At 72.6% G+C, this 22,893-nt stretch carries 22 protein-coding genes; 12 read left to right on the top strand and 10 right to left on the bottom strand.

Translation table 11 applies throughout. The features are described 5' to 3' along the window. The first annotated feature begins 84 nt into the window (after positions 1 to 84). The 3 genes from BLW57_RS30660 (at position 85) to BLW57_RS30650 (ending at position 2,805) form a co-directional block, all read left to right on the top strand. Positions 85 to 384 (top strand): hypothetical protein, encoded by a 300-nt coding sequence (locus BLW57_RS30660; protein WP_093480965.1) that lies wholly within the window; start codon positions 85 to 87, stop codon positions 382 to 384. Between the two features lie 177 nt (positions 385 to 561). Then, positions 562 to 1,584 (top strand): phosphotransferase family protein, encoded by a 1,023-nt coding sequence (locus BLW57_RS30655; protein WP_093478973.1) that lies wholly within the window; start codon positions 562 to 564, stop codon positions 1,582 to 1,584. A 6-nt stretch (positions 1,585 to 1,590) separates the two neighbouring features. Next, a complete protein-coding gene (locus BLW57_RS30650; RefSeq protein ID WP_093478971.1) occupies positions 1,591 to 2,805 on the top strand; it encodes an acyl-CoA dehydrogenase family protein in 1,215 nt (404 codons plus the stop codon). Positions 2,806 to 2,864: 59 nt separating this feature from the next. On the opposite strand, the gene BLW57_RS30645 is transcribed toward BLW57_RS30650, so the two are convergent. Genes BLW57_RS30645 through BLW57_RS30635 form a run of 3 tightly spaced genes read right to left on the bottom strand, consistent with a single transcriptional unit; the run spans position 2,865 to position 5,934 of the window. Continuing rightward, positions 2,865 to 3,458 carry a TetR/AcrR family transcriptional regulator gene (locus BLW57_RS30645; RefSeq protein WP_093480964.1) on the bottom strand — a complete coding sequence of 198 codons (594 nt, stop codon included), beginning with the start codon at positions 3,456 to 3,458 and terminating at the stop codon, positions 2,865 to 2,867. 26 nt (positions 3,459 to 3,484) lie between these two features. Next, positions 3,485 to 5,164, bottom strand: a complete 1,680-nt coding sequence (locus BLW57_RS30640) for a class I adenylate-forming enzyme family protein (RefSeq protein WP_093478970.1) — start codon at positions 5,162 to 5,164, stop codon at positions 3,485 to 3,487. Beyond that, entirely contained in the window at positions 5,161 to 5,934 is a 774-nt protein-coding gene (locus BLW57_RS30635) for an SDR family oxidoreductase (RefSeq protein ID WP_093478968.1), read from the bottom strand. The genes BLW57_RS30640 and BLW57_RS30635 overlap by 4 nt, the downstream gene beginning before the upstream one ends. 180 nt (positions 5,935 to 6,114) lie before the next feature. Between BLW57_RS30635 and BLW57_RS30630 the strand changes: the two genes are divergently transcribed. Next, on the top strand, positions 6,115 to 7,341 hold the full coding sequence (locus tag BLW57_RS30630; RefSeq protein WP_093478967.1) for an exo-beta-N-acetylmuramidase NamZ family protein: 1,227 nt from the start codon (positions 6,115 to 6,117) through the stop codon (positions 7,339 to 7,341). 86 nt (positions 7,342 to 7,427) lie between these two features. Further along, the gene (locus tag BLW57_RS30625) at positions 7,428 to 8,726 is read left to right on the top strand and encodes a serine-threonine protein kinase (RefSeq protein ID WP_176985782.1); all 1,299 of its coding nucleotides are present in this window, start codon (positions 7,428 to 7,430) and stop codon (positions 8,724 to 8,726) included. A gap of 18 nt (positions 8,727 to 8,744) precedes the next feature. On the opposite strand, the gene BLW57_RS30620 is transcribed toward BLW57_RS30625, so the two are convergent. Next, positions 8,745 to 11,534 carry a penicillin acylase family protein gene (locus tag BLW57_RS30620; protein WP_093478965.1) on the bottom strand — a complete coding sequence of 930 codons (2,790 nt, stop codon included), beginning with the start codon at positions 11,532 to 11,534 and terminating at the stop codon, positions 8,745 to 8,747. Positions 11,535 to 11,742: 208 nt separating this feature from the next. On the opposite strand from BLW57_RS30620, the gene BLW57_RS30615 reads away from it, so the two are divergent. From BLW57_RS30615 to BLW57_RS30605, 3 genes are all read left to right on the top strand, one after another. After that, the gene (locus tag BLW57_RS30615) at positions 11,743 to 12,345 is read left to right on the top strand and encodes a hypothetical protein (RefSeq protein WP_093478964.1); all 603 of its coding nucleotides are present in this window, start codon (positions 11,743 to 11,745) and stop codon (positions 12,343 to 12,345) included. Positions 12,346 to 12,440: 95 nt separating this feature from the next. Then, positions 12,441 to 13,193 (top strand): 3-keto-5-aminohexanoate cleavage protein, encoded by a 753-nt coding sequence (locus BLW57_RS30610; RefSeq protein ID WP_093478962.1) that lies wholly within the window; start codon positions 12,441 to 12,443, stop codon positions 13,191 to 13,193. A gap of 51 nt (positions 13,194 to 13,244) precedes the next feature. Beyond that, the gene (locus tag BLW57_RS30605) at positions 13,245 to 14,312 is read left to right on the top strand and encodes an RNA ligase (ATP) (RefSeq protein ID WP_093478961.1); all 1,068 of its coding nucleotides are present in this window, start codon (positions 13,245 to 13,247) and stop codon (positions 14,310 to 14,312) included. A 153-nt stretch (positions 14,313 to 14,465) separates the two neighbouring features. On the opposite strand, the gene soxR is transcribed toward BLW57_RS30605, so the two are convergent. Then, positions 14,466 to 14,924, bottom strand: a complete 459-nt coding sequence (gene soxR / locus BLW57_RS30600) for a redox-sensitive transcriptional activator SoxR (protein ID WP_093478959.1) — start codon at positions 14,922 to 14,924, stop codon at positions 14,466 to 14,468. Between the two features lie 104 nt (positions 14,925 to 15,028). On the opposite strand from soxR, the gene BLW57_RS30595 reads away from it, so the two are divergent. Then, a complete protein-coding gene (locus BLW57_RS30595) occupies positions 15,029 to 15,490 on the top strand; it encodes a MaoC family dehydratase (protein ID WP_093478958.1) in 462 nt (153 codons plus the stop codon). A 4-nt stretch (positions 15,491 to 15,494) separates the two neighbouring features. Here the strand turns inward: BLW57_RS30595 and BLW57_RS30590 are convergent, their stop codons facing one another. The 3 genes from BLW57_RS30590 to BLW57_RS30580 form a co-directional block, all read right to left on the bottom strand. Beyond that, positions 15,495 to 16,118, bottom strand: a complete 624-nt coding sequence (locus BLW57_RS30590) for a TetR/AcrR family transcriptional regulator (protein ID WP_093478956.1) — start codon at positions 16,116 to 16,118, stop codon at positions 15,495 to 15,497. A gap of 93 nt (positions 16,119 to 16,211) precedes the next feature. Then, on the bottom strand, positions 16,212 to 16,457 hold the full coding sequence (locus BLW57_RS30585; protein WP_093480962.1) for a YiaA/YiaB family inner membrane protein: 246 nt from the start codon (positions 16,455 to 16,457) through the stop codon (positions 16,212 to 16,214). 60 nt (positions 16,458 to 16,517) lie between these two features. After that, a complete protein-coding gene (locus BLW57_RS30580) occupies positions 16,518 to 17,669 on the bottom strand; it encodes an acyl-CoA dehydrogenase family protein (protein ID WP_093480961.1) in 1,152 nt (383 codons plus the stop codon). A gap of 89 nt (positions 17,670 to 17,758) precedes the next feature. Here BLW57_RS30580 and BLW57_RS30575 point away from each other — a divergent pair, with 89 nt between their 5' ends. The 3 genes from BLW57_RS30575 to BLW57_RS30565 all read left to right on the top strand — a co-directional run bounded on the left by BLW57_RS30575 (position 17,759) and on the right by BLW57_RS30565 (position 20,293). Continuing rightward, positions 17,759 to 18,400 (top strand): TetR/AcrR family transcriptional regulator, encoded by a 642-nt coding sequence (locus BLW57_RS30575; protein WP_093478955.1) that lies wholly within the window; start codon positions 17,759 to 17,761, stop codon positions 18,398 to 18,400. 55 nt (positions 18,401 to 18,455) lie between these two features. After that, positions 18,456 to 19,181, top strand: a complete 726-nt coding sequence (locus BLW57_RS30570) for an ArsR/SmtB family transcription factor (RefSeq protein WP_093478953.1) — start codon at positions 18,456 to 18,458, stop codon at positions 19,179 to 19,181. Between the two features lie 176 nt (positions 19,182 to 19,357). Then, positions 19,358 to 20,293, top strand: coding sequence for a DMT family transporter (locus tag BLW57_RS30565; RefSeq protein ID WP_371127869.1), 936 nt, complete (start codon positions 19,358 to 19,360; stop codon positions 20,291 to 20,293). A gap of 3 nt (positions 20,294 to 20,296) precedes the next feature. On the opposite strand, the gene BLW57_RS30560 is transcribed toward BLW57_RS30565, so the two are convergent. Together BLW57_RS30560 and BLW57_RS30555 are read right to left on the bottom strand one after the other, a co-directional pair. Continuing rightward, on the bottom strand, positions 20,297 to 21,379 hold the full coding sequence (locus BLW57_RS30560; protein ID WP_093478950.1) for a Zn-dependent alcohol dehydrogenase: 1,083 nt from the start codon (positions 21,377 to 21,379) through the stop codon (positions 20,297 to 20,299). 16 nt (positions 21,380 to 21,395) lie between these two features. Further along, positions 21,396 to 22,784, bottom strand: a complete 1,389-nt coding sequence (locus BLW57_RS30555) for an aldehyde dehydrogenase family protein (protein ID WP_093478949.1) — start codon at positions 22,782 to 22,784, stop codon at positions 21,396 to 21,398. Positions 22,785 to 22,893: the final 109 nt, after the last annotated feature.

Genomic DNA, 22,893 nt, shown 5'->3' with positions numbered 1-22,893 from the left:
ACGCAACCGGTATGTCCCTCTATGCGGCTTTCGCGTGACAGCCTGTCCGTCGTCAGCACCCCGTACCCCTCGAAGGTGAGCACCATGACCGCCCTTCACCAGGAACACACCGAACACGGGACGCACGCCCACGGCCCGGACTGCGGACATCCGGCCGTACCGCACGGCGACCACCTCGACTACGCGCACGACGGCCATCTGCACCGGGAGCACGAGGGCCACTGGGACGAGTGCGAACCGGCCGGGCACACCACGCACGACGGTCACGAGCACGTGCACCACGACGAGTGCGGCCACGCCCAGGTGCCGCACGGGGACCACGTCGACTACCTGCACGACGGGCACCGGCACGCCGAGCACGGCGACCACTGGGACGATCACTGACCCTCCGCCCCTTTCGCGACGCAGGGCCGACGGCTCCCCCGCACACCGGCCGGGGAGCCGTCGGCCTATGGTGGCTCCGGTCACGTTTCGCGCCGTGTTCGGCACACGTACTGGACTACATACCGACCGGTCGGCATCATGAGTCGGGTCTTGTTCGCCCGTTCGTAGGAGTGACGTATGAGCGCCGACCACCCGCCCGGACTCGACCTGGACCGGCTGCGCGCCCTGCTCGACCGCGAGCGCCCCGGTCTGGTCACCGGCCCGCTGACCGGCCGGCTGATCGAGGGCGGACGGTCGAACCTCACCTACGCGCTCTCCGACGGCACCTCCCGATGGGTCGTACGACGGCCGCCGCTCGGCCATGTCCTGGCCACCGCGCACGACATGAAGCGCGAGCACCGCGTGATCGACGCCCTGCACCCCACCCGGGTGCCGGTGCCGCGCCCGGTGCTGCTCTGCGAGGACGAGGAGGTGCTCGGGGCGCCGTTCTACGTCATGGAGTTCGTCGAGGGCACCCCGTACCGCACCGCCCAGCAGCTCGCGCCGCTCGGTGAGGAGCGCACCCGAAACGCGGTGCTGTCCCTCGTGGACACGCTGGTCGAGCTGCACGCTGTGGACCCCGCCGAGGTGGGGCTCGCGGACTTCGGCCGCCCCGAGGGATTCCTGGACCGGCAGCTGCGCCGCTGGGGCAAGCAGCTGGACGCCTCCCGCAACCGCGAGCTGCCCGGCATCGACGAACTGCACGCGGCGCTCGGCCGGGAGCTGCCCGCCTCCCCCGCCCCCACCGTCGTCCACGGCGACTACCGGCTGGACAACGTCCTGATCGGGGACGACGACGAGATCAAGGCGGTCCTCGACTGGGAGATGTCGACCCTCGGCGACCCGCTGACCGACCTCGGTCTGCTGGTGATGTACAGCCGGCCGCTCGGCACGCCCCACTCCCCGGTCTCCACCACCGCCGAGGCGCCGGGCCACCCCTCCCCGCGGGAGCTGGTCGAGCGGTACGCCGCGCGCTCGGGGCGCGACGTCTCCGCCGTCTCCTGGTACGAGGCGTTCGCCTGGTTCAAGCTCGCCGTGATCCTGGAGGGCATCCACTACCGGTACACGCTCGGCCAGACGGTCGGCCGCGGCTTCGACCGGATCGGCGAGCTCGTGCCCGTCTTCATCGACCACGGACTGACCACTCTTCAGGAAGGCTGACCCGACATGGACTTCGCGTTCGACGCGCGCACCGAGGAACTGCGGGCCAGGCTCCTCGCCTTCATGGACGAGTACGTGTACCCGGCCGAGCCGGTCGCCGAGGAGCAGCGGGCCGCGCTGGCCTCGCCGTGGGACACCCCGGCCGTGGTCGGGGAGCTGAAGGCGGAGGCACGCAGGCAGGGGCTGTGGAACCTCTTCCTGCCCGACACCGAGTACGGTGCCGGGCTGACGAACCTCCAGTACGCGCCGCTCGCCGAGATCACCGGCCGCTCCCCGCACCTCGCGCCCACGGCGACGAACTGCGCCGCGCCCGACACCGGGAACATGGAGGTGCTGGCGCAGTTCGCCGACGAGCGGCAGAAGAAGCAGTGGCTGGAGCCGCTGCTGGCCGGCGAGATCCGCTCAGCGTTCGCGATGACCGAGCCGGACGTGGCCTCCTCGGACGCCACGAACATCACCACGCACATCGAGCGGGACGGCGACGAGTACGTCGTCACCGGCCGCAAGTGGTACATCTCCGGGGCGATGAACCCGGACTGCAAGGTCTTCATCGTGATGGGCAAGACGGACCCGGACGGCGCGGACATCCGCCGCCAGCAGTCCATGATCCTGGTCCCGCGCGACACCCCCGGCGTCACCGTGCGGCGCGCGATGCAGGTCTTCGGCTACGAGGACCACTCCCACGGCGGCCACGCCGAGGTGGTCTTCGACCACGCCCGCGTACCCGTCACGAACCTGATCGGCGAGGAGGGCGGCGGCTTCGCCATCGCCCAGGCGCGGCTCGGGCCGGGCCGGATCCACCACTGCATGCGGCTGATCGGCATGGCCGAGCGGGCCATCGAGCTGATGTGCCGACGGGCCGTCTCGCGCACCGCGTTCGGCAAGGCGCTGGCCCAGCAGGGCGTCGTGCAGAACTGGATCGCCGACGCGCGGGTCACCGTCGAACAGCTGCGGCTGCTGGTGCTGAAGACGGCCTGGCTGATGGACACGGTCGGCAACAAGGGCGCCCACACGGAGATCCAGGCGATCAAGATCGCCACTCCGCGTGCGGTGGTCGGCATCCTGGACCGCGCGATCCAGCTGCACGGAGCGGGCGGCGTGAGCCAGGACTTCCCGCTGGCGGAGCTGTACGCGAGCGCCCGCACGCTGATGCTCGCCGACGGCCCGGACGAGGTGCACCAGCGGTCGCTGGCGCGGCGGGAGTTGAAGAAGTACCTGTAGGCGCACGTGCGCGAGGGGCGGCCGCAGGCGCGGCCGCCCCTCGCTCGTGCCGGGCGGTCCTACGGCCGCAGCGCCCGCAGCAGCAGGTCGGCGAGGTGGTCGGCGACCTGCTGGGGGGTGAGGGGGCCGTCGGGGCGGTACCAGGTCGACAGGTGGTGGACGGAGCCGAAGTGGTAGTCCACGACCAGGTCGGCCGGGGTCGCCGTGGAGAAGACGCCCGCCTTCTGGCCCTCCTCCACGAGGGCGCGGAACCGTTCGTGGTAGCGGCGGCGCTCGGCGCGGACCTGCTTGTTCTTCTCCGGGCTCAGCTGGTGCATCGAGCGGAAGAAGATCATCGCGTCGTCGAGGTGCTCGATGGTGGTGACGACGACGTCCGCCGCCGCGGCTCTGAGCCGCTTCTCCACCGGCTCGTCGGCGTCCGCGAGGGCGTCCAGCCGCTCCTGCTGGACGCGGAGCATGCGCGCGTACACCTCGTGCAGGAGGTCGTCCTTGGAGCCGAAGTAGTGGTACAGCGCCCCCTTGGTGACGCCTGCCGCCTCGACGATCTCCTGCACCGAGGTGCGGTCGTAACCCTGCTCCGCGAAGAGCCGGGTGGCGGCGGCCAGCAGCCGCTGCGGAACGGGCGTCCCGTCTCCGTCCGTCGTCCTGGGCACTGCCGCCACCTGCCTTTCCTCGTCGCCTACTGACCGGCGTCGTTGTCGTCTTGCGCGCGGGAACGCAGTTCCCGACGGAGGATCTTCCCACTCGCCGTCTTCGGCAAGTCGGGCAGGATCTCCACCTGCCTCGGGTACTTGTAGGCGGCCAGTCTCTCCTTGCAGTACTCCGAGAGTTCGTCCGGGTCCGTCGCGGCGCCCGGACGGAGGCTGATATAGGCCTTGACGGTCTCCCCACGGTAGCCGTCGGGGACGCCGACGACGGCCGCCTCGCGCACCGCGGGGTGCGTGTACAGGACGTCCTCCACCTCGCGCGGCCACACCTTGAAGCCGGACGCGTTGATCATGTCCTTCTTGCGGTCGACGACGTACAGCCAGCCCCGCTCGTCCATGAACCCGATGTCGCCGGTGCGCAGCTCCCCGTCCGGGAAGGTCTCGGCGGTGGCCTCGGGGCGCCGCCAGTAGCCGGGGACCACCTGGGGTCCCCGTACGACGATCTCGCCCTGCTCGCCGAACGGCACCTCCGCGCCGCGCTCGTCCAGGATGCGCACGACGGTGTCGGCGCCGGGCAGGCCTACGGACAGCGTCCCGGAGACGGGGTCGACGGGGGCCTCCAGACCGGGCGGGACGGAGGCGCAGGGGGCGGTGCACTCGGTGAGGCCGTAGCCGACCCGGATGTACGGCCCGAAGCGCTCGCGGAACCGGTCCACCAGGGCCGGCGGCACGGGAGCGCCGCCCGAGGAGATGTTCACGAAGGAGGTGAAGTGCTCGCGGGTGACGTCCGGGTGGGCGGCGAGCGCCATGTAGGCGGTCGACGGGCCGACCGTGTAGTGCGGGCGGTGCTCGGCGAACGCCTCCAGGACGACGCCGGGGTCGAAGCGGTAGGCGAGGACCAGGGTGCCCGCGCTGTTCAGGCAGGCGCCGAGCTGGCAGACCATGCCGGTGATGTGGAAGAGCGGCGCGAGCGCGTAGTAGACGGGGGCGTCGGGCAGGTCGAGCCCGGTCCGCTGGCGCTCGGCGTTGTGCATGATGTTGCCGTGCGTGTTGGTGGCGCCCTTGGGGGCGCCGCTGGTGCCCGAGGTGTAGCTGATCAGGGCGATGTCGTCGGGGCGCGGGGTGCGGCCCCCGGGTGCCCGGCCGCCCTGCCGGGCGACCGCCACGAGGTCGTCGGTGTCCGGGGGCTTCGGCAGCCGCTCGAAGGTGAGCACCCGTGCGTCGCCGCGGGTCTGGAAGTCCAGTTCGCAGCCGGTGAGCACGATCCGCACCGGCGAGTCGGCCGCGGTCTGCCGGAGGTACGACTCCCAGGCCCGGTCCGAGCAGATCAGTGCGGACACCTCGGCGTCCCGCAGGACATGGGCGACCTCGCCCGCCTTGTACATGGGGTTGACCGGGACGACGGTCGCGCCCGCCTTCCAGGCGCCGAGCAGCGCCAGCACGAAGTGCGGGGAGTTCTGCAGCAGGACGGCCACCCGGTCGCCGCGCTCCAGCCCGCGCGCGACGAGATGGGCCGCCACGCCGTCGCTCAGCTCGTCCACCTCGCGGTAGTCGAGCCGGGCGTCGAAGTAGGCGAGGAAGGTCCGGTCGGGGGTCGCCTCGACCGCGTCGCGCAGGGCGTGCAGAAGGGAGTCGGCCGGCTCCACGGGGGCGCGCTGGGCGTCGTCGAGGAGGGCCAGCCAGGGGCGGTCGGCGTACCGGGGGGCGGTCATCGGGTCTCCTCCCACGTGCGCTGGAGGTGGTTCATGCCCGCCAGCCAGCGGTCGGGGTCGCCGGCCCGCGCCTGGTAGAAGCCGGCCACCTCGGGGTGCGGCAGGATCAGGAAGCGGTCCTCCTCGATGCCCCGGAACAGGGCGTCCGCGACGGCTTCCGGTGCGATCGCGGTCGGGTGGAGCACCAGGTCGCCGGCGCTGCCGGTGGCGGCGAGCATGTCGGTGCGGACGCCCTGCGGGCAGATCGCGTGCACCTTCAGGCCGCGGTGGCGGTAGGTGAGGGACAGCCACTCCGCGAAGGCGTAGGCGCCGTGCTTGGTGACGCTGTAGGAGGGGGCGCCGATCATGGTGAGGAGCCCGGCGGCCGACACGGTGGAGACGAACCGGCCGCCGCCCCGCTCCAGCCAGCCCGGCAGCAGCTCGTGGGCGGCGCGGACGTGGGCCATCACGTTGACGTCCCAGGACAGGCCCCAGGTCCTCTCGTCCAGCGGGCCGTCGGCACCGCCGTCCTCGAAGGCGACCCCGGCGTTGGCGCAGTAGACGTCGACGGTGCCGCCGAGCGCGTCCCGGGCGTCGGCGACGATCGCGGAGGCGTCGCCGGGGACGGCGGTCCCGCCGATCTCCTCGGCCACCGCCGCGGCCTTGTCCGCGTCGAGGTCGTTCACCACGACCCGGGCTCCCTCGGCGGCGAACCGCCTGGCCAGCGCGGCCCCGATCCCGCCACCGGCTCCGGTGACGACCACTCCCGCATCCAGCACGGCTTTCACCATCGGTCTCCTTCGGCACGACGTCGCGCGGCACACATCGGCTCCGCGGGGCCAGACTAACCAGTCGGTATGTAGCTACGGAAGGGTCGACCCACCAAGGGCGCGGGGAACTGCGCGATCAACGACAGACGGCCCGCAGCCTGCCACACTGCCTGCGGAAGCGCTCGACGTGGAGGTCACCTCATGCACCTGTCCAGAAGAGCCTTACTCGCAGCGGCCACGGCCACCGCCTCGCCCGGACCGCCGACGGCAGCCGCAACCGGTCGCCTGCGCACGGGTTTCGAGAGACTCGCGGCCGACGGATACGCCCTGCTCAGCGGCCGGCGTGTGGGCATCGTCACCAACCCCACCGGCATCACCAGGGACGTCCGCCATGTCGTCGACGTCATGCACGCCGATCCCCGCGTGCAGTTGACGGCCGTCTTCGGTCCCGAGCACGGGTTCCGCGGCACCGCCCAGGCCGGCGGCTCCGAGGGCCGCTACGACGACCCCGCGACCGGCCTGCCGGTCTACGACACATACCTCAAGAGCGGCCGCCCACTGGCCGACGTCTTCACCGCCTCCGGTGTCGACACGGTCGTCTTCGACATCCAGGACGCGGGCGCACGCTTCTACACCTACATCTGGACGCTGTACGACTGCATGGAGGCGGCGCAGCTCGCCGGGAAGCGCTTCGTCGTCCTCGACCGCCCGAACCCGGTGACCGGGCGCGCGGCCCTGGGCCCGGTGCTGCACAAGGAGTTCGCCACGTTCGTCGGCCGCCGGCCGATCGCGCAGGCGCACGGCATGACGGTCGCGGAGCTGGCCCGGCTGTTCAACGGGGAGTTCCTCGCCGCGCCGGTCCCGCTGGAGACCGTGCTGATGACGGGCTGGAGGCGCACCGACTTCTACGACGCCTCCGGACTGCCCTGGGTGCCGCCGAGCCCCAACATGCCCACCCCGGACACGGCGCTGGTGTACTCCGGCACCTGCATGTTCGAGGGCACCAACCTCTCCGAGGGCCGGGGCACGACCAGGCCCTTCGAACTGCTCGGCGCGGAGGGGGTCGACGGGCGCTGGGCCGCCGCCGCGAACGGGCTCGGGCTGCCGGGGGTCCGGTTCCGGGAGGCGTACTTCGCGCCGACGTTCTCCAAGTTCCAGGGCAAGACCGTCGGCGGGGTGCAGATCCACGTCCACGACCGGGCCGCCTACGACCCCGTGCGCACGGGCATCGGGCTGCTGGTGACCGCACGGAAGGTGTGGGACGGCTTCGCCTGGCGGTCGGACGACTGGATCGACAAGCTGACCGGTTCCACGCGGGTACGCACGATGATCGACGCGGGCGCCGGCACCGACGAGGTGACCGGTGCCTGGCAGGAGGAACTCGCCGCGTTCCGGCGGACCCGTCAGGAGTATCTGCTGTACAAGTGAGACGCGGTGTATGGCCAACTCCGTCCCGCCGCAGGACGATACGCCCGTAACGCGTCGTTTCCGGGGGTGGGACGAGGGAGCCTGGCATGGCGGATCCTGGGATGAGCGTGACTCCCTACTGGGAGTTGACCTTCGACGCGGACGGGGACGTGGACGGCCCCGAACGCGACCGGCTGACGGCACAGGTCAGGGACCGCGGGGTCCGTGACCTGGTCGTCTTCGCGCACGGCTGGAACAACGACCGCTCGGGCGCGACCGCGCTGTACCGGCGCTTCTTCGCCCCGGTCCCGGAGCTCGCCCCCCGGGCACGCCTCGGGTACGTGGGCGTGATCTGGCCGTCGATGCGGTTCAGCGACGAACCGATCCCGGACTTCCCCCGGTCCGTGGCGGCCGAGGAGGCCGGGGCGGCACCACGCCCGGCACTGGACAAGGACACCCGGCGCGCACTGCTGGAGACCTTCCCGGACCGGACGACGGTGGTCGACCGGCTGGCCCGGATGCTCGACGAACGGCCGGGCGGCGAGGCCGGGTTGACGGAGTTCGGCGGGCTGGTGCGGCTGCTGGTCGACGAGGGGAGGCGCGGCGGCGCCGACACGGACGAGGAGGGCGAGCCGGCCGTCTTCACGCTGGACCCGGCGGGCGTCTGCGAGGAACTCGCCGGGGCCCTGGCCGCGCTGGACCCGGTGGGGGAGACCGCGGGATTCGGTCTCCCCAACCCCTGGGACGGCGCCAAGGAACTGCTCCGGCAGGCGACGTACCACACGATGAAACGCCGGGCCGGCGCGGTCGGCGAGCACGGACTCGGACCGCTCGTCGGGCGGCTGGCCGAGGCGGCACCCGGGGTACGGGTGCATCTGGTCGGGCACAGCTTCGGCGGGCGGCTGGTCGCCTTCGCGCTGCGCGGGCTGCCCGAGGGGGTGCGGGCCGTGAAGTCGGTGACGCTGCTCCAGGGCGCCTTCTCGCACTACGCGTTCGCGGCCCGGCTGCCGCACGCCCCGGACCGGGCGGGGGCGCTCCAGGGCCGGGAACGGCGGATCGACGGCCCGCTCGTGTGCTGTCACTCGCACTTCGACTCGGCCCTCGGCACGTTCTACCCGCTGGCGTCCCGGCTGGCCGGGGACGACCGGTCCTGCACGGGCAACGAGATCGCGGCCGTGCTGGGCCCGCGATGGGGCGCCATGGGCCACGACGGGGTGCAGGCGGTCTCCGGCACCGCCCGGCTGGACCTCGCGGCGGCCCTGGCCGGGCCGCTGCCGGCGTCGGGGTGCGTGAGCGTCGACGTGGCGGCCGTGGTCCGGCGCGGGGGCGCGCCGAGCGGGGCGCACAGCGACATCGTGCACCCCGAACTGGCAAGAGTGGTACTGGCGGCGGGCCGTATCGCCTGACCCGCCGCCCGTGTCGCCTCAGCGGTGCGAGGTGTACTCCACCACCTGCTGGAAGGTGGGCCGGTTCTGCCAGCCGATCCGGCCGTGCTTGATGCCGCCCAGGGTGCGCTGGACGATCGAGTCGGCGCACCACTGGTCGCCCGCCGAGCACTGGTCGTCGCCCGGGTAGACCTGCGCGGCGGTCAGACCGGCCGCCTGCTTCAGCGTGCTGATCAGCGTGTCCCGGCAGGCGGTGAGGCTGCCGCCGCCGCAGTACGTGCGGCCGAGGCCGCCCCGCACGTGCTCCCCGAGCACCGCTCGTACGTCCTTGTCGACATAGCTCCACCAGCCGTACTGGAAGGAGCTGCCGGCGTGCGAGCCGGTCGGGCCGTGTCCGGCGGACGGGGCCTCGTCGACGGGCAGGCTGTGCGTGATCGCCGTGTACAGATCGCTGCCGAGCCCCGGTTCGAACTCGGCCTTGACCAGCAGCGGCCACCAGCCGTCCAGGATGCGGACGGCGTCGGCGTCGGCGTACGCCTTGGAGCCGGCCGACGTCTCGGTGCGCCTGGCGCCCGCGCCCACCCAGGCCCGGAGCTTGGCCACCGCCGCGGCGGCCGTGGGGTCGCTCACCGCCGAGGAGTCGATCACCTTGAGCAGGTCGGGCAGCACGTCCTCGGCGCGCAGGTCGGCCAGGGCCGCGTCCGCCATGGCCTGCACCAGCTGGGCGCGGGTCACCCCGCCGGCCGCGACCAGTCTCCGCACCCGGTCGTCGAGCAGGTTGCCGCGGTGCACGGAGCCGTCGCCCCAGGACGCCGTCGTGTAGTCCTTGGCCTGCTTGTTGTTCCAGGAGACGTAGTAGTCCTGGTCGACCGAGTTGGGGTGGGCGGAGGCCGGGGTGTAGTCGGCCGTGTTGCCGGCCGGGTCCCAGTTCCGCCACTCGTACGCGGGCCGCGCCCACACCGGGAACTCGGCGTCGACACCGTCCGCCCGGACCGGGTTGTCACCGCTGTTGTAGTAGGCGGTGTGCCGGGAGTCGGCGTAGAACCAGTTGAAGGTGTAGTTGATGTGCTGCGCCGCGCTCTGGAAGTCCTGCGGTCCCTTGACGAAGTCGGGGTCGTTCAGCATCTGGAAGCCGACGATCGAGTCGGCCTCGTGCAGATACGAGGAGCGCAGGGTGGTGTAGGCGACCTTCTTGCCGCCGACGGTGGCCCGGTACGCCACCGGTCCGTACTTCGTGCGCCACGCCCGCATGGTGTAGGAGCCGGCCGCGGTGCCGTCGGCCGTGGTCGGTTTCCAGGCGTTCTTCTGCTCGAGCTTCTCCATCGCGGTGCAGGTGCCGCGGTACAGGTAGTGGTAGTCGTCCTGGCACAGCTCGACGGCGTAGGTGTCGATGATGTCCTGGCCGGAGGTGGTCGCGCTCCAGGAGTAGTCCTGGCCGCGGCCGAGTTCGACGTACATGCTCAGCCCCGCGAAGGAGGCGCCGCGGGCGCTGATGCCGGGGCCCTGGATCTCCTGGAGCATGAGCAGCTGCGGGGCGAAGTAGCCGGTCTGCGGGCCGAAGACGGCGATGGGGTGCCCGCTCGCGGTGTACTTGCCGCTGACCACGAGGGCGTTGGACATGCCGCGCCGGGCCGAGCCGAGCGAGGTCCTGGCGGCCGTGGCGGACATGCTTCTCGCGCTCGCGGTCGCGCCGGTGCCCGTGCGGTCGTAGACGAGCGGTTCGGAGACGACCGAGCCGGCGTCGGGCAGGGCCGCGCCCTGGGCGTCGGCGGGCCTGGCGCCGTACGGGAAGCTCTCACCGCCGTGCACGGTGAGGACGGCCTCGGGGTCGTTGCGCTCGCGGAAGGCCTCCCAGACGCGGGTGCCCTCCTCGACGCCGTACTTGGCCTGGGCGGCCATCAGGGAGAGGGCGTTGTCGACCTCGCCGCCGCCGCCGGAGCCGAACAGCGAGCCGATCACGGAGGCGAGCGCCACCAGGTCGGTGACCTTGAAGTGCTCGATCGTGCCGGCGTTGGTGATGACGTCCTTGTGGCCGGTCAGGTCGTACTCGCCGGGGAAGTAGCGGCCGCTGTCGGAGGCGTCGATGTAGGCGTTGATGCCGTCCAGATAGGCCTTGACGTCGGCGAGCGCCTGCTGGCCGCGGGCGCCGTTCTTCGCGACCGCGTTGTCGATCTGCGCCTGGAGGTCGGCCTCGGTGTAGGGGGCGTTCCGGTAGAACTGCTGCTCCAGGCCCTGGTTGGCGGCCGCGCCGCCCGCGAAGGTCGTGAGCTGGCCGCGGCCGACGTGCCGGAAGACGTCCATCAGCCACAACCGGTCCTCGCCGGCCGCGTATCCCGCGCCGAACTCGGTGCCGTAGCGCGTGGTGCCCGTGATGTGCGGCACACCGGTCTTCTTGTCGCGGACGATCGTCACATCGCCGCGGCCGGCCGGCTTCTCGGTGGAGGCGATCTGGTCCGCGGGGACGCCGAAGGAGGCGTCGCCGAAAAAGGTGTTGATCTTCGCGTCGGTGAGGGCCGGGTAGCCCGTGGCGAGCCCCGCGTACGGTCCGAGCTGGTCCTCGGCGTGCGCGGGCTGGGTGCCGAAGGCCTGGTTGAGCAGGATCTGCGCGAGTGTCGCGTTGCCGTTCTCACCGGGCGGCAGGATGTCCGAGCACCGGCCGCCGCAGTAGTCGGGGGCGGCGGCCGCGCCGGCCGCCGAGGCGGGGGTCTGGCCGAGCGGGGAGAGAAGTGCGGCCGTCAGGACGCATACGGACGCCGTCTTCAGGAACCCGAAGAGACGGCGGGACGTTCTCACTCTGTCAAGGGCGTTACGTGGGGTTCGCCGTGGCATGGCAGCTCCTAGCGACAGGGGTGGCCGAACGTTACCGCCGGTATCCCCCAGTTCAAAGATGAACATGCGTCAGTTTTTGAAGTCCGGCAAGCAGAACCCGAGAAGAGATGGAGCCGATTCGCCTGTCGATACGTCTACTCGACGACGTCCTTGCGACGACGCCGAAGTGACCGAAGTGCAGGTGCAGGTGTGACGGAGGTGCAGGGCGATGGCCGGTTTCCGGAGTCTGGCGAGACAGGTACGCGATCCGGGCTGTGATCTGGCACTGCGGCGGTACTCACTGCGCAAGTGCCTCGAGAAGTTCGCCCCTTACGGGCATCGGGCGACCTGGGACCATCTGTGCTCCCGGTCGGGCTTCGGCCCCGAGGACCGCTCCCCCGAACCGGTGCGGCTCGTGGCCGCGCTGGAGGAGTTGGAGGAGGCCCGTTCGGTCTGGTTCGCGTACGAGACGGAGTTCACCGAGCGGCGCAGGAAGGAGAAGCACGACGGGCTGCGCAGGCCGGGCAGCGTGGACGACTGGCACCGGCTGACCTGGGGCGGATTCGGGGTCGCGTGGTGCGACGACCCGCGGGTCCACCCCGACGAGCCGCTGGCCGAGGTGCTGCGCCGGCTGATCGCCGCGCTGGAGCGGGCACCGGGCTCCTCCTGCCCGGTGTGCGACGGACAGCGCCTGGTCTGGCGGTACGGCCTCGACCACGAGCCGTCGTCCGGCCCGGTCTGCACGGACTGCGGGATCCTGGTGCCGCGGCCCGTGCTCACCCCGCGGGCGCTGGCGTCCTCCCGGCGTGAACGGCTGCTGATGTCGGCCTGAGGGGCCGGGTTCCACCGGGGGTGCGCAGGGGATGCCGCACTCCCGGCTTCGAGGCGGTCCGGGATGACCGCCGGGCCGGTGGGCACCATCGTGACATGGTGCAGGTGTGTCTCAACGGGCGCCGGTCGGCAGCCGACGGCGCGGCGGTCCCGATGTCCCCCGGGGAACTGGCCCGTTCGGCGGCCGACGCCGTGGCGGCCGGGGCCACGTCGGTCCACGTCCACCCGAGGACTCCTTGCGGCCACGAGAGTCTCTCCCCGCGTGTGCTCGCGTCGGCGCTGGAGGCGATCAGGGCGCGGGTGCGGGTGCCGGTCGGGGTGACCACCGGCGCGTGGGCGGAGCCCGACCCGGCGGCCCGGCTCGCGCGGGTGCGCGACTGGTCGGTGCTGCCCGACTTCGCGTCGGTCAACTGGCATGAGCCGGGCGCGGAGGACGTCGCCGGTCACCTGCTGGAGCGGGGTGTGGGGGTGGAGGCGGGCATCTGGTCGGGCACCGACGGCGCGGCCCGGTTCGCGGCCTCACCGCTCGCGCCCCGGGTGCTGCGGGTGCTGGCCGAGGTGACCGATCCCGACCCGGCGACCGCCGAGGCCTCGGCACGCGCCCTGCTGGCCCGGCTGGGCACGGCGGCCGGCCGCCCGGTGCTGCTGCACGGGGAGGAGGGCGGCACCTGGCCGGTGCTGCGGCTGGCCGGCCGGCTCGGCCTGGTGACGCGTATCGGCCTGGAGGACACGCTGCTGCTGCCGGACGGCCGACGGGCCGCCTCGAACGCCGAGTTGGTGGCGGCGTGGACGGTAGCAGGCCCGAATCCGGTGGCTCCACCCGTTTCCCGTGCGGACAGTGGGAGGTGATGAGACACGCCTGACGGGCACCGACGTGCCCGCCCACCCGAGGAGTTCGCGATGTCGACGCTGCGCGTCACCGCCGAAGTGCTGACCGTCCACGAGCATCCGAACGCGGACGCGCTCGAACTGGCCCAGGTGGGCCTGTACCGGGCCGTCGTCGCCAAGGGCGCGTACCGCACCGGTGAGGCCGCCGTCTACATCCCCGAGCAGGCCGTGCTCCCGGCCGCGCTGATCGAGGAACTGGGGCTGACCGGGCGGCTGGCGGGCGGTGAGGCCAACCGGGTCAGGGCGGTGCGGCTGCGCGGCGAGCTGTCGCAGGGCATCGTGTGCCGGCCGAACGCACTGGCGGAGGTCGACCTGGTGCGGGCGGCGGCCGAGGGGACGGACTTCGCGGAACGGCTGGGCATCGTCAAGTGGGTGCCGCCGGTCCCGCCGACGATGAGCGGGGAGGTCGAGTCGGCGCCGGGTCTGCTGCCGTGGGTCGACATCGAGAACATCCAGCGGTATCCGGACATCTTCACACCGGGCGAGCCGGTCGTCCTGACGGAGAAGCTGCACGGTTCGGCGTGCCTGCTGACCTGGATCACCGACGAGGGACGGGGGTACGTGTCCTCCAAGGGCTTCGGGGCCAAGTCCCTCGCCCTGCGTGAGGATCCGCGGAACCTGTACTGGCGGGCGGTGCGCGGGCACGGGGTCGCCGAGGCGGCGGCCCGGCTGGCCGAGCGGCTCGGCGCCCGCCGGGTCGGCATCTTCGGGGAGGTGTTCGGCGCGGGGGTGCAGGACCTGTCGTACGGGGCCGACGGACGGCGGGACACGCTCGGGTACGCGGCGTTCGACGTCGCGGCGGAGGTGGACGGCACGGTGCGCTGGCTGGACGCGGCGGAGCTGCTGGCCGGGGAGGTCCCGGTGGTGCCCCGGCTGTACGCGGGGCCGTACGACGTCGCGCGGGTGCTTGAGTTCGCGAGCGGCCGGGAGACCGTGTCCGGCCGGGAACTGCACCTGCGGGAGGGCGTGGTGATCCGCCCCGCCGTGGAGCGCCACAGCCCGGTGACGGGCGGCCGCACCATCGCCAAGGCGGTGAGCCCCGCCTACCTGACCCGCAAGGGCGGCACCGAGTACGAGTGACCCCCACAAGCGCCCCGAAGGGGCGCGAGCACCAGCGCGACCGTCCCCGCGCCCCGAAGGGGCGCGGGGAACTGCGCGACCGGCCACGACCGCCCCGCACCCGGCGACGAACCGCACCCACCCCGGCCGAAGCCGCGCAGCTCGGCGCAGCGCTCAGCGGTTCTCCGCCAGCAGTCTCGAGCCCGTCAGGCGTTCGCCGAACACGTCGTCCGGGTTGGACAGGACACAGTTCTCCAGGGACAGGCAGCCGCAGCCGATGCAGTCGGTGAGGTGGTCGCGCAGCCGGTTCAGCTGCCTGATCCGCTCGTCCAGTTCGGAGCGCCACTTCTCCGACAGCCGCGCCCAGTCCTCGCGGGTCGGCGTCCGCTCCTCGGGAAGCTCGGCCAGGGCGTCCCGGATCGTGGCCAGCGGGATGCCGACCCGCTGGGCCGCCCGGACGAAGGCGACCCGGCGCAGGGTGTCACGGCCGTACCGGCGCTGGTTGCCGGTGGTGCGACGGCTGGCGATCAGGCCCTTGGACTCGTAGAAGTGCAGGGCGGATACGGCGGCGCCGCTGCGCGCGGACAGCTGGCCGACGGTCAGCTCGTGGATCTTCTCGGGAATCTGGGGCACTCCTCAAAGATTACCCACCCGGCCGTCCCGGGATCCGTTGACATCGACTCCTCACCCGACCATGCTAAGCAGTTGCTTAGAGACGCGAGCGAGAGGCCGGGAACATGGCAGAACCGAGGACCTTCACCTCCCCCGACGAGCTGAAGGCGGCCGTGGGCGAGCAGCTGGGGTACACCGACTGGCTGGAGGTCGACCAGAAGCGGATCGACCTGTTCGCCGAGGCCACCGGGGACCACCAGTGGATCCACGTGGACCCGGAGAAGGCCGCGGCGGGTCCGTTCGGGACCACGATCGCGCACGGCTACCTGACGCTCTCCCTGCTGCCGCTGTTCGGCCCGCAGCTGATCAGCGTCGAAGGCGTGCGGATGGGCGTCAACTACGGCACGAACAAGGTCCGCTTCCCCGCCCCCGTCCCGGTCGGCTCCCGGCTGCGCTCGACCGCCACGATCACCGGCGTCGAAGAGGTCGCCGGCGGTGTGCAGGTGAGCGTCGCCTTCACCGTCGAGCGCGAGGGCGGCGACAAGCCGGTCTGCGTCGCGGAGTCGGTGGCCCGGTACTACTTCTGAGGACCTACCCGGCGCCCACCATCCGGAGCACGAGGTCGGCGTAGAGCGCGCCGACCTGCTCCGGGGTGCGCGGGCCGTTCACGGTGAACCAGCGGGCCACGTCGATGCACAGGGAGAGCACCGCGAGCGTGGTGCCCTGTACGTCCGGCACGTCGAACTCGCCCGCGGCCACGCCGTCCTCGATGATCCCGCGGACCTCGGCGTCCACCTGGCGACGCAGCGCGACGATCTCGGCACGGGCCTCGGGACCGAGGGCGTCGAGTTCGTACTGAACGACCCGGGCGGTGGTGCGCCGTCCCGCGTGCCAGCGGACGAAGGAGCTGACGGCGTCGGCCAGCCGCTCCCGGGCACTGCCCTCGCGCCCCGCCGCGGTGCGCAGGATGTCGAGGGCCTTGTCGTGGCCGATGCGGCTGATCCGGTGGAGCAGCTCTTCCTTGGTCTTGTAGTGGATGTAGAGCGCGGCCGGGCTCATGCCGGCGCGGCCCGCGATGTCCCGGGTCGTCGTCGCGTGGTAGCCGCGCTCGGCGAAGGCCTCCACGGCGGCGACGAGCAGACGCCGGGCCGCGTCAGGGGTGACCTCTTCCCACGGCTCCACTTCGCCGCCGGTCGTCTCCTCCGCCGTACTCATCGCTCGTTGGCCCCTCTCGGTCACAGGAGCACCACCATACCGCTGATGGTGAGCGAGCGCTTAGTCCGATCGCCCACCGGCGCCGCCGGAGGCTCAGAGTTTCTCGAAGGGGTTGTACGCCCGCCGTGCGCCGTCCTGCCGGTCCCGGATCACCTTCGCCAGCGTGAAGGCGGACGTGACCAGGTACAGGACGGCGATGCCGAGGAAGGCCCGGACCCAGGCGTCCGCGTGGAGTTTGAAGATGCCGATGGCCGTCGCGGCCATGGCGACGGCGAAGGATGCGACGGCCTGGCCGTAGAAGGCCGCCGTGTTCTGGGACTTGTCCGCTGTCTCGCTCATGCCGTCCAGGATCGGCGGACGTGGTCCGCGCCACATCCGCCGGAATACTCAGGCTGGTACTCAGAAGGCCGAAACCCCGGTCAGCGCACGGCCGATGAGCAGCTTCTGGATCTGGCTGGTGCCCTCGTACAGGGTCATCACACGGGCGTCGCGCAGGAGTTTGCCGACCGGGTACTCGTCGATGTAGCCGTAGCCGCCGAAGACCTGGAGGGCGTTGTTGGCGGCACGGACGGCGGCCTCGGAGGCGAACAGCTTGGCCTTGGAGGACTCGACCGCGAAGGGCTCACCGCGGTCGATCAGGTCGGCGACCCGCCAGGTCAGCAGCCGGGCCGCGTCGACGTCGACCGCGATGTCGCTGATCAGCTCCTGCACCAGCTGGTGGTGGGCGATCGGCCTGCCGAACTGCTCGCGCTCACCGGCGTACCCGACGGCCGCGTCCAGCGCGGCCTGGGCGATGCCGACGCAGCCCGCGGCCACCGACATGCGCCCCTTGGCGAGCGCGGACATCGCCACGGAGAAGCCCTTGCCCTCCGCGCCCAGCATCGTGGAGGCGGGCACCCGGACGTCCTCCAGGACCAGTTCGGCGGTGGCCTGGCCGCGCAGGCCGAGCTTGCCGTGCACGGTGCGGCGGGTGAGCCCGGGGGTGTCGGTGGGCACCAGGAAGGCGGACACGCCCTTGTGCCCGGGGGCGTCGGTGGAACGGGCGAAGAGCAGGACGACGTCCGCCCAGGTCCCGTTCGTGATGAACATCTTCGAGCCGTTGACGACGTACTCGTCGCCGTCGCGGACGGCCCGGGTGGTGAGGCTGCCCGCGTCGGAGCCCGTGCCCGGCTCGGTGAGGCCGAAGCAGCCCACGTAATCGCCGGCGGTCAGCCCGGGCAGCCAGCGCCGCTTCTGCTCCTCGCTCCCCCAGGCGGCGATCGTCTTGGCGACGAGGCCGAGGGAGACGGAGACGATTCCGCGGACCGACGAGTCCCCGCGCCCGAGCTCCTCGGTGACCAGGCAGTACGACAGGTGGTCGCCGCCGGAGCCGCCGTACTCCTCGGCGACGGTGAGACCGAGGAAGCCGACCTCGCCGAGCTTCTTCACGATGCCCCGGTCGACCTCCTCGGCGCGGTCCCAGGCGACCACGTGGGGGGCGATCTCCCGTTGCACGAAGTCCCGGGCGAGCCGCCGTACGGCCGCCTGCTCCTCGTCGAGCCCCAGGTTCACCACGAGATCACCCCACACAGATGGATCTTGAAAGCCGTACATTTAAATTAGCACTGCTAGTTTCCAGTCGCAGCCCTACTATGTGCGCCATGGCCCGACCGCGCAAGCCCCTCCTCAGCACCGACCGGATCGTCCAGACGGCACGGGAACTCGTGGACCGGGAGGGCCTGGCGGCCGTCTCCACCCGTCGGCTCGCCGCCGAGCTGGGGGTCAGCGGACCCTCGCTCTACAACCACTTCCGCACCAAGGACGAGATCCTGGAGGCGGTCGCCGACTCGGTCAGCGGTCTGGTGGACCTGTCGATGTTCGAGGACGGCCGGGAGTGGCGGACCGCGCTGCACGACTGGGCGGTCTCCTACCGGGCCGCCCTGCGCGACCACCCGAACATCGTCCCGGTCCTCGCCCGGGGCCCGGGCCGCCGCCCCGCCGCCCTGCGGCTCGCCGACGCGGTGTACGGCGCGATGGTCGACGCGGGCTGGCCACCGGCGCAGGCGACCTCCATCGGCGCGCTGATGCGGTACTTCATCATGGGCTCCGCGCTCGGTTCGTTCGCCGGGGGCTTCGTCGACGACGCGAGCGCGTACGACCCCGCCGACTACCCGCACCTCGGCCAGGCCCATCTGCTCTCCGAGCAGCAGGAGAAGATCGACGAGCGCGCCTTCGAGACGGGGCTGAGCGCCTTGCTCGACGGGCTGGCGCAGCAGTACGAACAGGCACGGGAGAGTGCGTGAGCCGGCCTCCGGCACTTCGGTGTGCGCCGAAGCGACGGTGTCGCATGCTGGGTCCATGACCACCAAGGACTCCGCCAGGGACTCCCGGGCGGCGGCCCTCGCCGCCTTCGCCGCGCTGGTCGCGGACGAGACCCGGGCCGCCTGTCTGCTCGCGCTGCTCGACGGGCGGGCCTGGACCGCCGGGGAGCTGGCCCGGCAGGCCGGTGTCGCCGCCTCCACGCTGAGCGAGCACCTGGGCAAGCTGGTGGCCGGCGGCCTGCTCACCGAGGAACGGCAGGGCCGGCACCGGTACGTACGGCTGGCCGACGCGCGCGTGGCGCAGCTCGTCGAGGACCTCGTCGCGCAGGTGCCGGCCCGGAACGTCCGGCGCCCGCCCCGGACGCTGCGCGAGTCGAGTGCCGGCTCCGCCATGGCCCGGGGCCGCACCTGTTACGACCATCTCGCCGGGCGGCTGGGCATCGCGGTCACGGACGCGCTGACCCGGCGGGGGCTGCTGCGGCAGGACACGGGGTTCGCGCTGACGGACGCGGGGACGGAGTGGTTCGACGCGGCGGGCATCTCCCTCGACCGCTCGGGCCGGCGCCCCGTGGCCCGGGCGTGCCTCGACTGGACCGAGCGGCGGCCTCATCTCGCCGGGGTGGCGGGGGCGGCGCTGTGCGGGCACGCGCTGGCCGCCGGGTGGTGCGTCCGGATCGGCTCGGAGCGGGCGGTGAAGGTGACTCCCTCAGGAGAGCGGGCGCTGTCGGCCCTGCTGGGCATCGCGCCCGGTGACCTGCGGTGAGCGCGGCCACGGGGACGGAAGTTCCGGTGGTGTGTCGGGTGCGGGGGCGTTGTGGCCGGTCGCGCGGTTCCTCGCGCCCCTGTGATGGTTCTGTCCCACCCTCGCGCGGCTCGGCGGGCAGGTGTCCGGATTCCGCCAGCCTGCTGTTCTGACGTCTGTCTAGCCTCGGGAGCATGATGAAGCTCGACCGGAACCGTCCGCACATACTCGCCACCGGCGCCGCAGCCCTCACCGTCGTCCTGTGGGCCTCCGCCTTCGTGTCGATCCGGAGTGCGGGCAGCGCCTACTCCCCCGGCGCCCTGGCCCTCGGCCGGCTGGCGTCCGGCGCCCTCGCCCTGGGGGTCATCTGGACCGTACGCAGGGGAGGACTGCCGCCCAGGGCCGCCTGGCGGGGGATCCTGCTCTCCGGGCTGCTGTGGTTCGGGTTCTACATGGTCGTCCTGAACTGGGGCGAGCAGCAGGTGGACGCGGGGACGGCGGCCCTGGTCGTGAACATCGGCCCGCTGCTGATCGCCCTGCTGGGCTCGCGGCTGCTCGGGGATCCGATGCCGCCGAGACTGCTCGCGGGCATGGCGGTGTCGTTCGCGGGCGCGGTGACCGTGGGGCTGTCGATGTCGGGCGGCGGCGGGTCCTCGCTGCTCGGTGTGGCGCTGTGCCTGCTCGCGGCCGTGGCCTACGCCTCGGGTGTCGTCGCGCAGAAGCCCGCCCTGGGCAGCGCGAGCGCGTTGCAGGTGACGACGTTCGGGTGCCTGGTGGGCGCGGTGGCCTGCCTGCCCTTCGCCGGGCAGCTGGTGCACGAGGCCGCCCGCGCCCCCCTGCCGGCGACCCTGAACATGGTCTACCTGGGTGTCTTCCCCACCGCTCTCGCCTTCACCACCTGGGCCTACGCCCTCGCCCGCACCACCGCCAGCCGGATGGGCGCGACGACGTACGCCGTGCCCGCGTTGGTGGTGCTGATGTCGTGGCTGGCGCTCGGCGAGGTACCGGGGGTCCTCACCCTGGCGGGCGGCGTGCTGTGTCTGGCGGGCGTGGCGGTGTCGCGGTCCCGGGCGCGCGGTGGCCCCTCGACCCGGGTCGCGGCCGGGGAGCCGCGACCCGAGAAGGTGCCCTGAGCGTCAGAAGACGACCAGCGCCCGGCCGCCCTTGCCCGCGAGCATGTTCTCGAAGGCGGCCGGGATGCCCTCCAGGCCGATGCGTTCGGTGACCAGCGCGGAGAGGTCCAGGCGCCCCTCGCGCACATGAGCGGCGAGCACGGGCAGGTCGCGGGCCGGGTCGGTGTTGCCGTACACGCAGCCGGACAGGGTGCGGCCCCAGTGGAAGAGCTCCAGGGCGTTGAAGGTGACCTGCTGGTCCTTGCCGCCGATGCCCACGACCGTCGTACGGCCGCCCCGGCGGGTGGACTCCCAGGCCGCGCGGATGCTGACGGCGCGGCCCACGCACTCCACGGCGACGTCGACGCCCTGCTTGCCGGTGAGAGAGCGGATCTCGCGCGGGGTGCCCTCGGAGGCGAGGACGTAGTCGGTGGCGCCGGCCGCGCGGGCCAGCTCCTCCTTCTCGGGCGAGACGTCGACGGCGACGATGCGGGACGCGCCGGCGATCCGGGCCGCCTGGAGGGTGGCGAGGCCGACCCCGCCGACGCCGAACACGGCGACCGTCTCGCCGGGCCGGACCCGCGCCGCGTTGTGGACGGCTCCGTAGCCGGTGAGGACGGCGCAGCCGAGGAGGGCAGCGTCGGTGAGCGGCACGCCCTCCGGGAGGGGCAGCACGCAGGACGCGGAGACCACGGTCTCCTCGGCGAACGCGGCCACGTTCAGCCCGGGGCGCAGTTCGGTGCCGTCGGTGGTGCGGGCGTGGACGGCGGCGGCGCCGTTCATCGCGTTGGCGCACAGCCACACCTCACCCAGCGCGCAGGCGTGGCAGGTGCCGCAGGAGGGCGCCCAGTTGAGGACGACCGGGTCACCGGGTGCGAGGTGGGGGACGCCCTCCCCCACGGCGACGACCGTGCCGGCGCCCTCGTGGCCGAGGACGGCCGGCACCGGCACCCGCATGGTGCCGTTGGTCAGGGACAGGTCGGAGTGGCAGACGCCGGCGGCGGCGAGGCGGACCCGGACCTGCCCGGGGCCGGGGGCCGGCAGCTCGATCCCGGTGATCTCCAGGGGGGCGCCGATGGCGGGCAGGACGGCGGCACGTACGGCCATGACGGACGGACTCCTCTTAGAACTGGAGGGATTTGGTCTGGAGGTACTCGGTGAGGCCGTGCGCGCCGAGTTCCCGGCCCACGCCCGACTGCTTGTAGCCGCCGAAGGGCGCGAGGGGGTTGAACCGGCCGCCGTTGATGTCGACCTGGCCGGTGTCCATGCGCCGGGCGAAGGCGACGGCCTCGGCCTCGTCCGCGGCCCACACGGCGCCCGCGAGGCCGTACACCGTGCCGTTGGCGATGCGCAGGGCGTCCTCCTCGTCCTCGTAGCGCAGGACGGTGAGGACCGGGCCGAAGATCTCCTCCTGGGCGACGGTCATCTCCGGGGTGACGTCGGCGAGGACCGTCGGGTCGACGAAGTAGCCCTTCTCGCGCGGGGAGTCGGGGCCGCCGGCGACGAGGCGGGCACCCTCGGCGACACCCTTCTCGATGTAACCGCGCACCCGGGCCTGCTGCCCGGCGCTCACCACCGGACCGATGCGGTCGCCGTACTTCGCGGCGGCGGCCGCGGCCAGCTCGACGGCCTCGTCGTACCGGTCGCGGTGGACCAGCATGCGGGTCCAGGCGCTGCACGTCTGGCCGGAGTTGGACATCACGTTGGCGACGCCGACGTTGACCGCCTTGGCGAGGTCGGCGCTCGGCAGGATCACGTTGGCGGACTTGCCGCCCAGCTCCAGGGCGACCTTCTTGACGGCGCCGCCGGCCACCGCGCCGATCCTCCGGCCGACCGCCGTGGAGCCGGTGAAGGAGACCAGGTCCACGCCCGGGTGCTCGGCGAGGGCCTGGCCGGCGACCGGGCCGAGGCCGGTGACCAGGTTGAACACGCCTGCCGGTACGCCCGCTTCGTGCACCGCCTCGGCGAACAGCTGGGCGGTGAGCGGGGTGTCCTCGGCGGGCTTGAGGACGACCGTGCAGCCGGCGGCGAGCGCCGGGGCGACCTTGGCGACGATCTGGTGGAGGGGGTAGTTCCAGGGGGTGATCGCGCCCACCACCCCGATCGGCTCGTGCAGGACGGTGGAGTTGCCGACCTTCTCCTCGAAGGAGTGGGTGGCGGCCAGCTCGGCGTAGGAGCCGGCGACCGCGAGGGGTACGGCCGCGTGCACCGCCTGGGAGAACGCGAGGGGGGAGCCCAGTTCCGCGGTGACCGTCTCGGCGATCTCGTCCTTGCGGGCCGCGAGGGCGTCCCGGAGGGCGGTGAGACGTGCGGCCCGCTCGGCCGGCGGTGTGGCGGCCCAGGCGGGAAGGGCGGCGCGCGCGGCGCGTACGGCGGAGTCGACGTCCGCCGCGCCGCCCGCCGGGACCTTGGCGATGACCCGCTCGTCGGCCGGGTTCACGACCTCGATCTCGTCCGTGCTCGCGGCCGGGCGCCAGGCGCCGTCGATGTACAGGCCGTCGTGTGCCTTCATGCTGCGTTTCCTCCCGGCGGGGCTGCGTCGTCCGGCACACAAACTAGCGCTGTTAGTTTTCGCGCGCCAGACATCCCTTCGGCCGCCGGACGCCCCCGTGGTGGCGGGC

It is taken from the genome of Streptomyces sp. 1222.5, assembly GCF_900105245.1.
Lineage (GTDB): Bacteria > Actinomycetota > Actinomycetes > Streptomycetales > Streptomycetaceae > Streptomyces > Streptomyces albidocamelliae.
The sequence above is the reverse complement of the archived record's forward strand: the minus strand, read 5'-3'. Positions and strand labels throughout refer to the sequence as shown.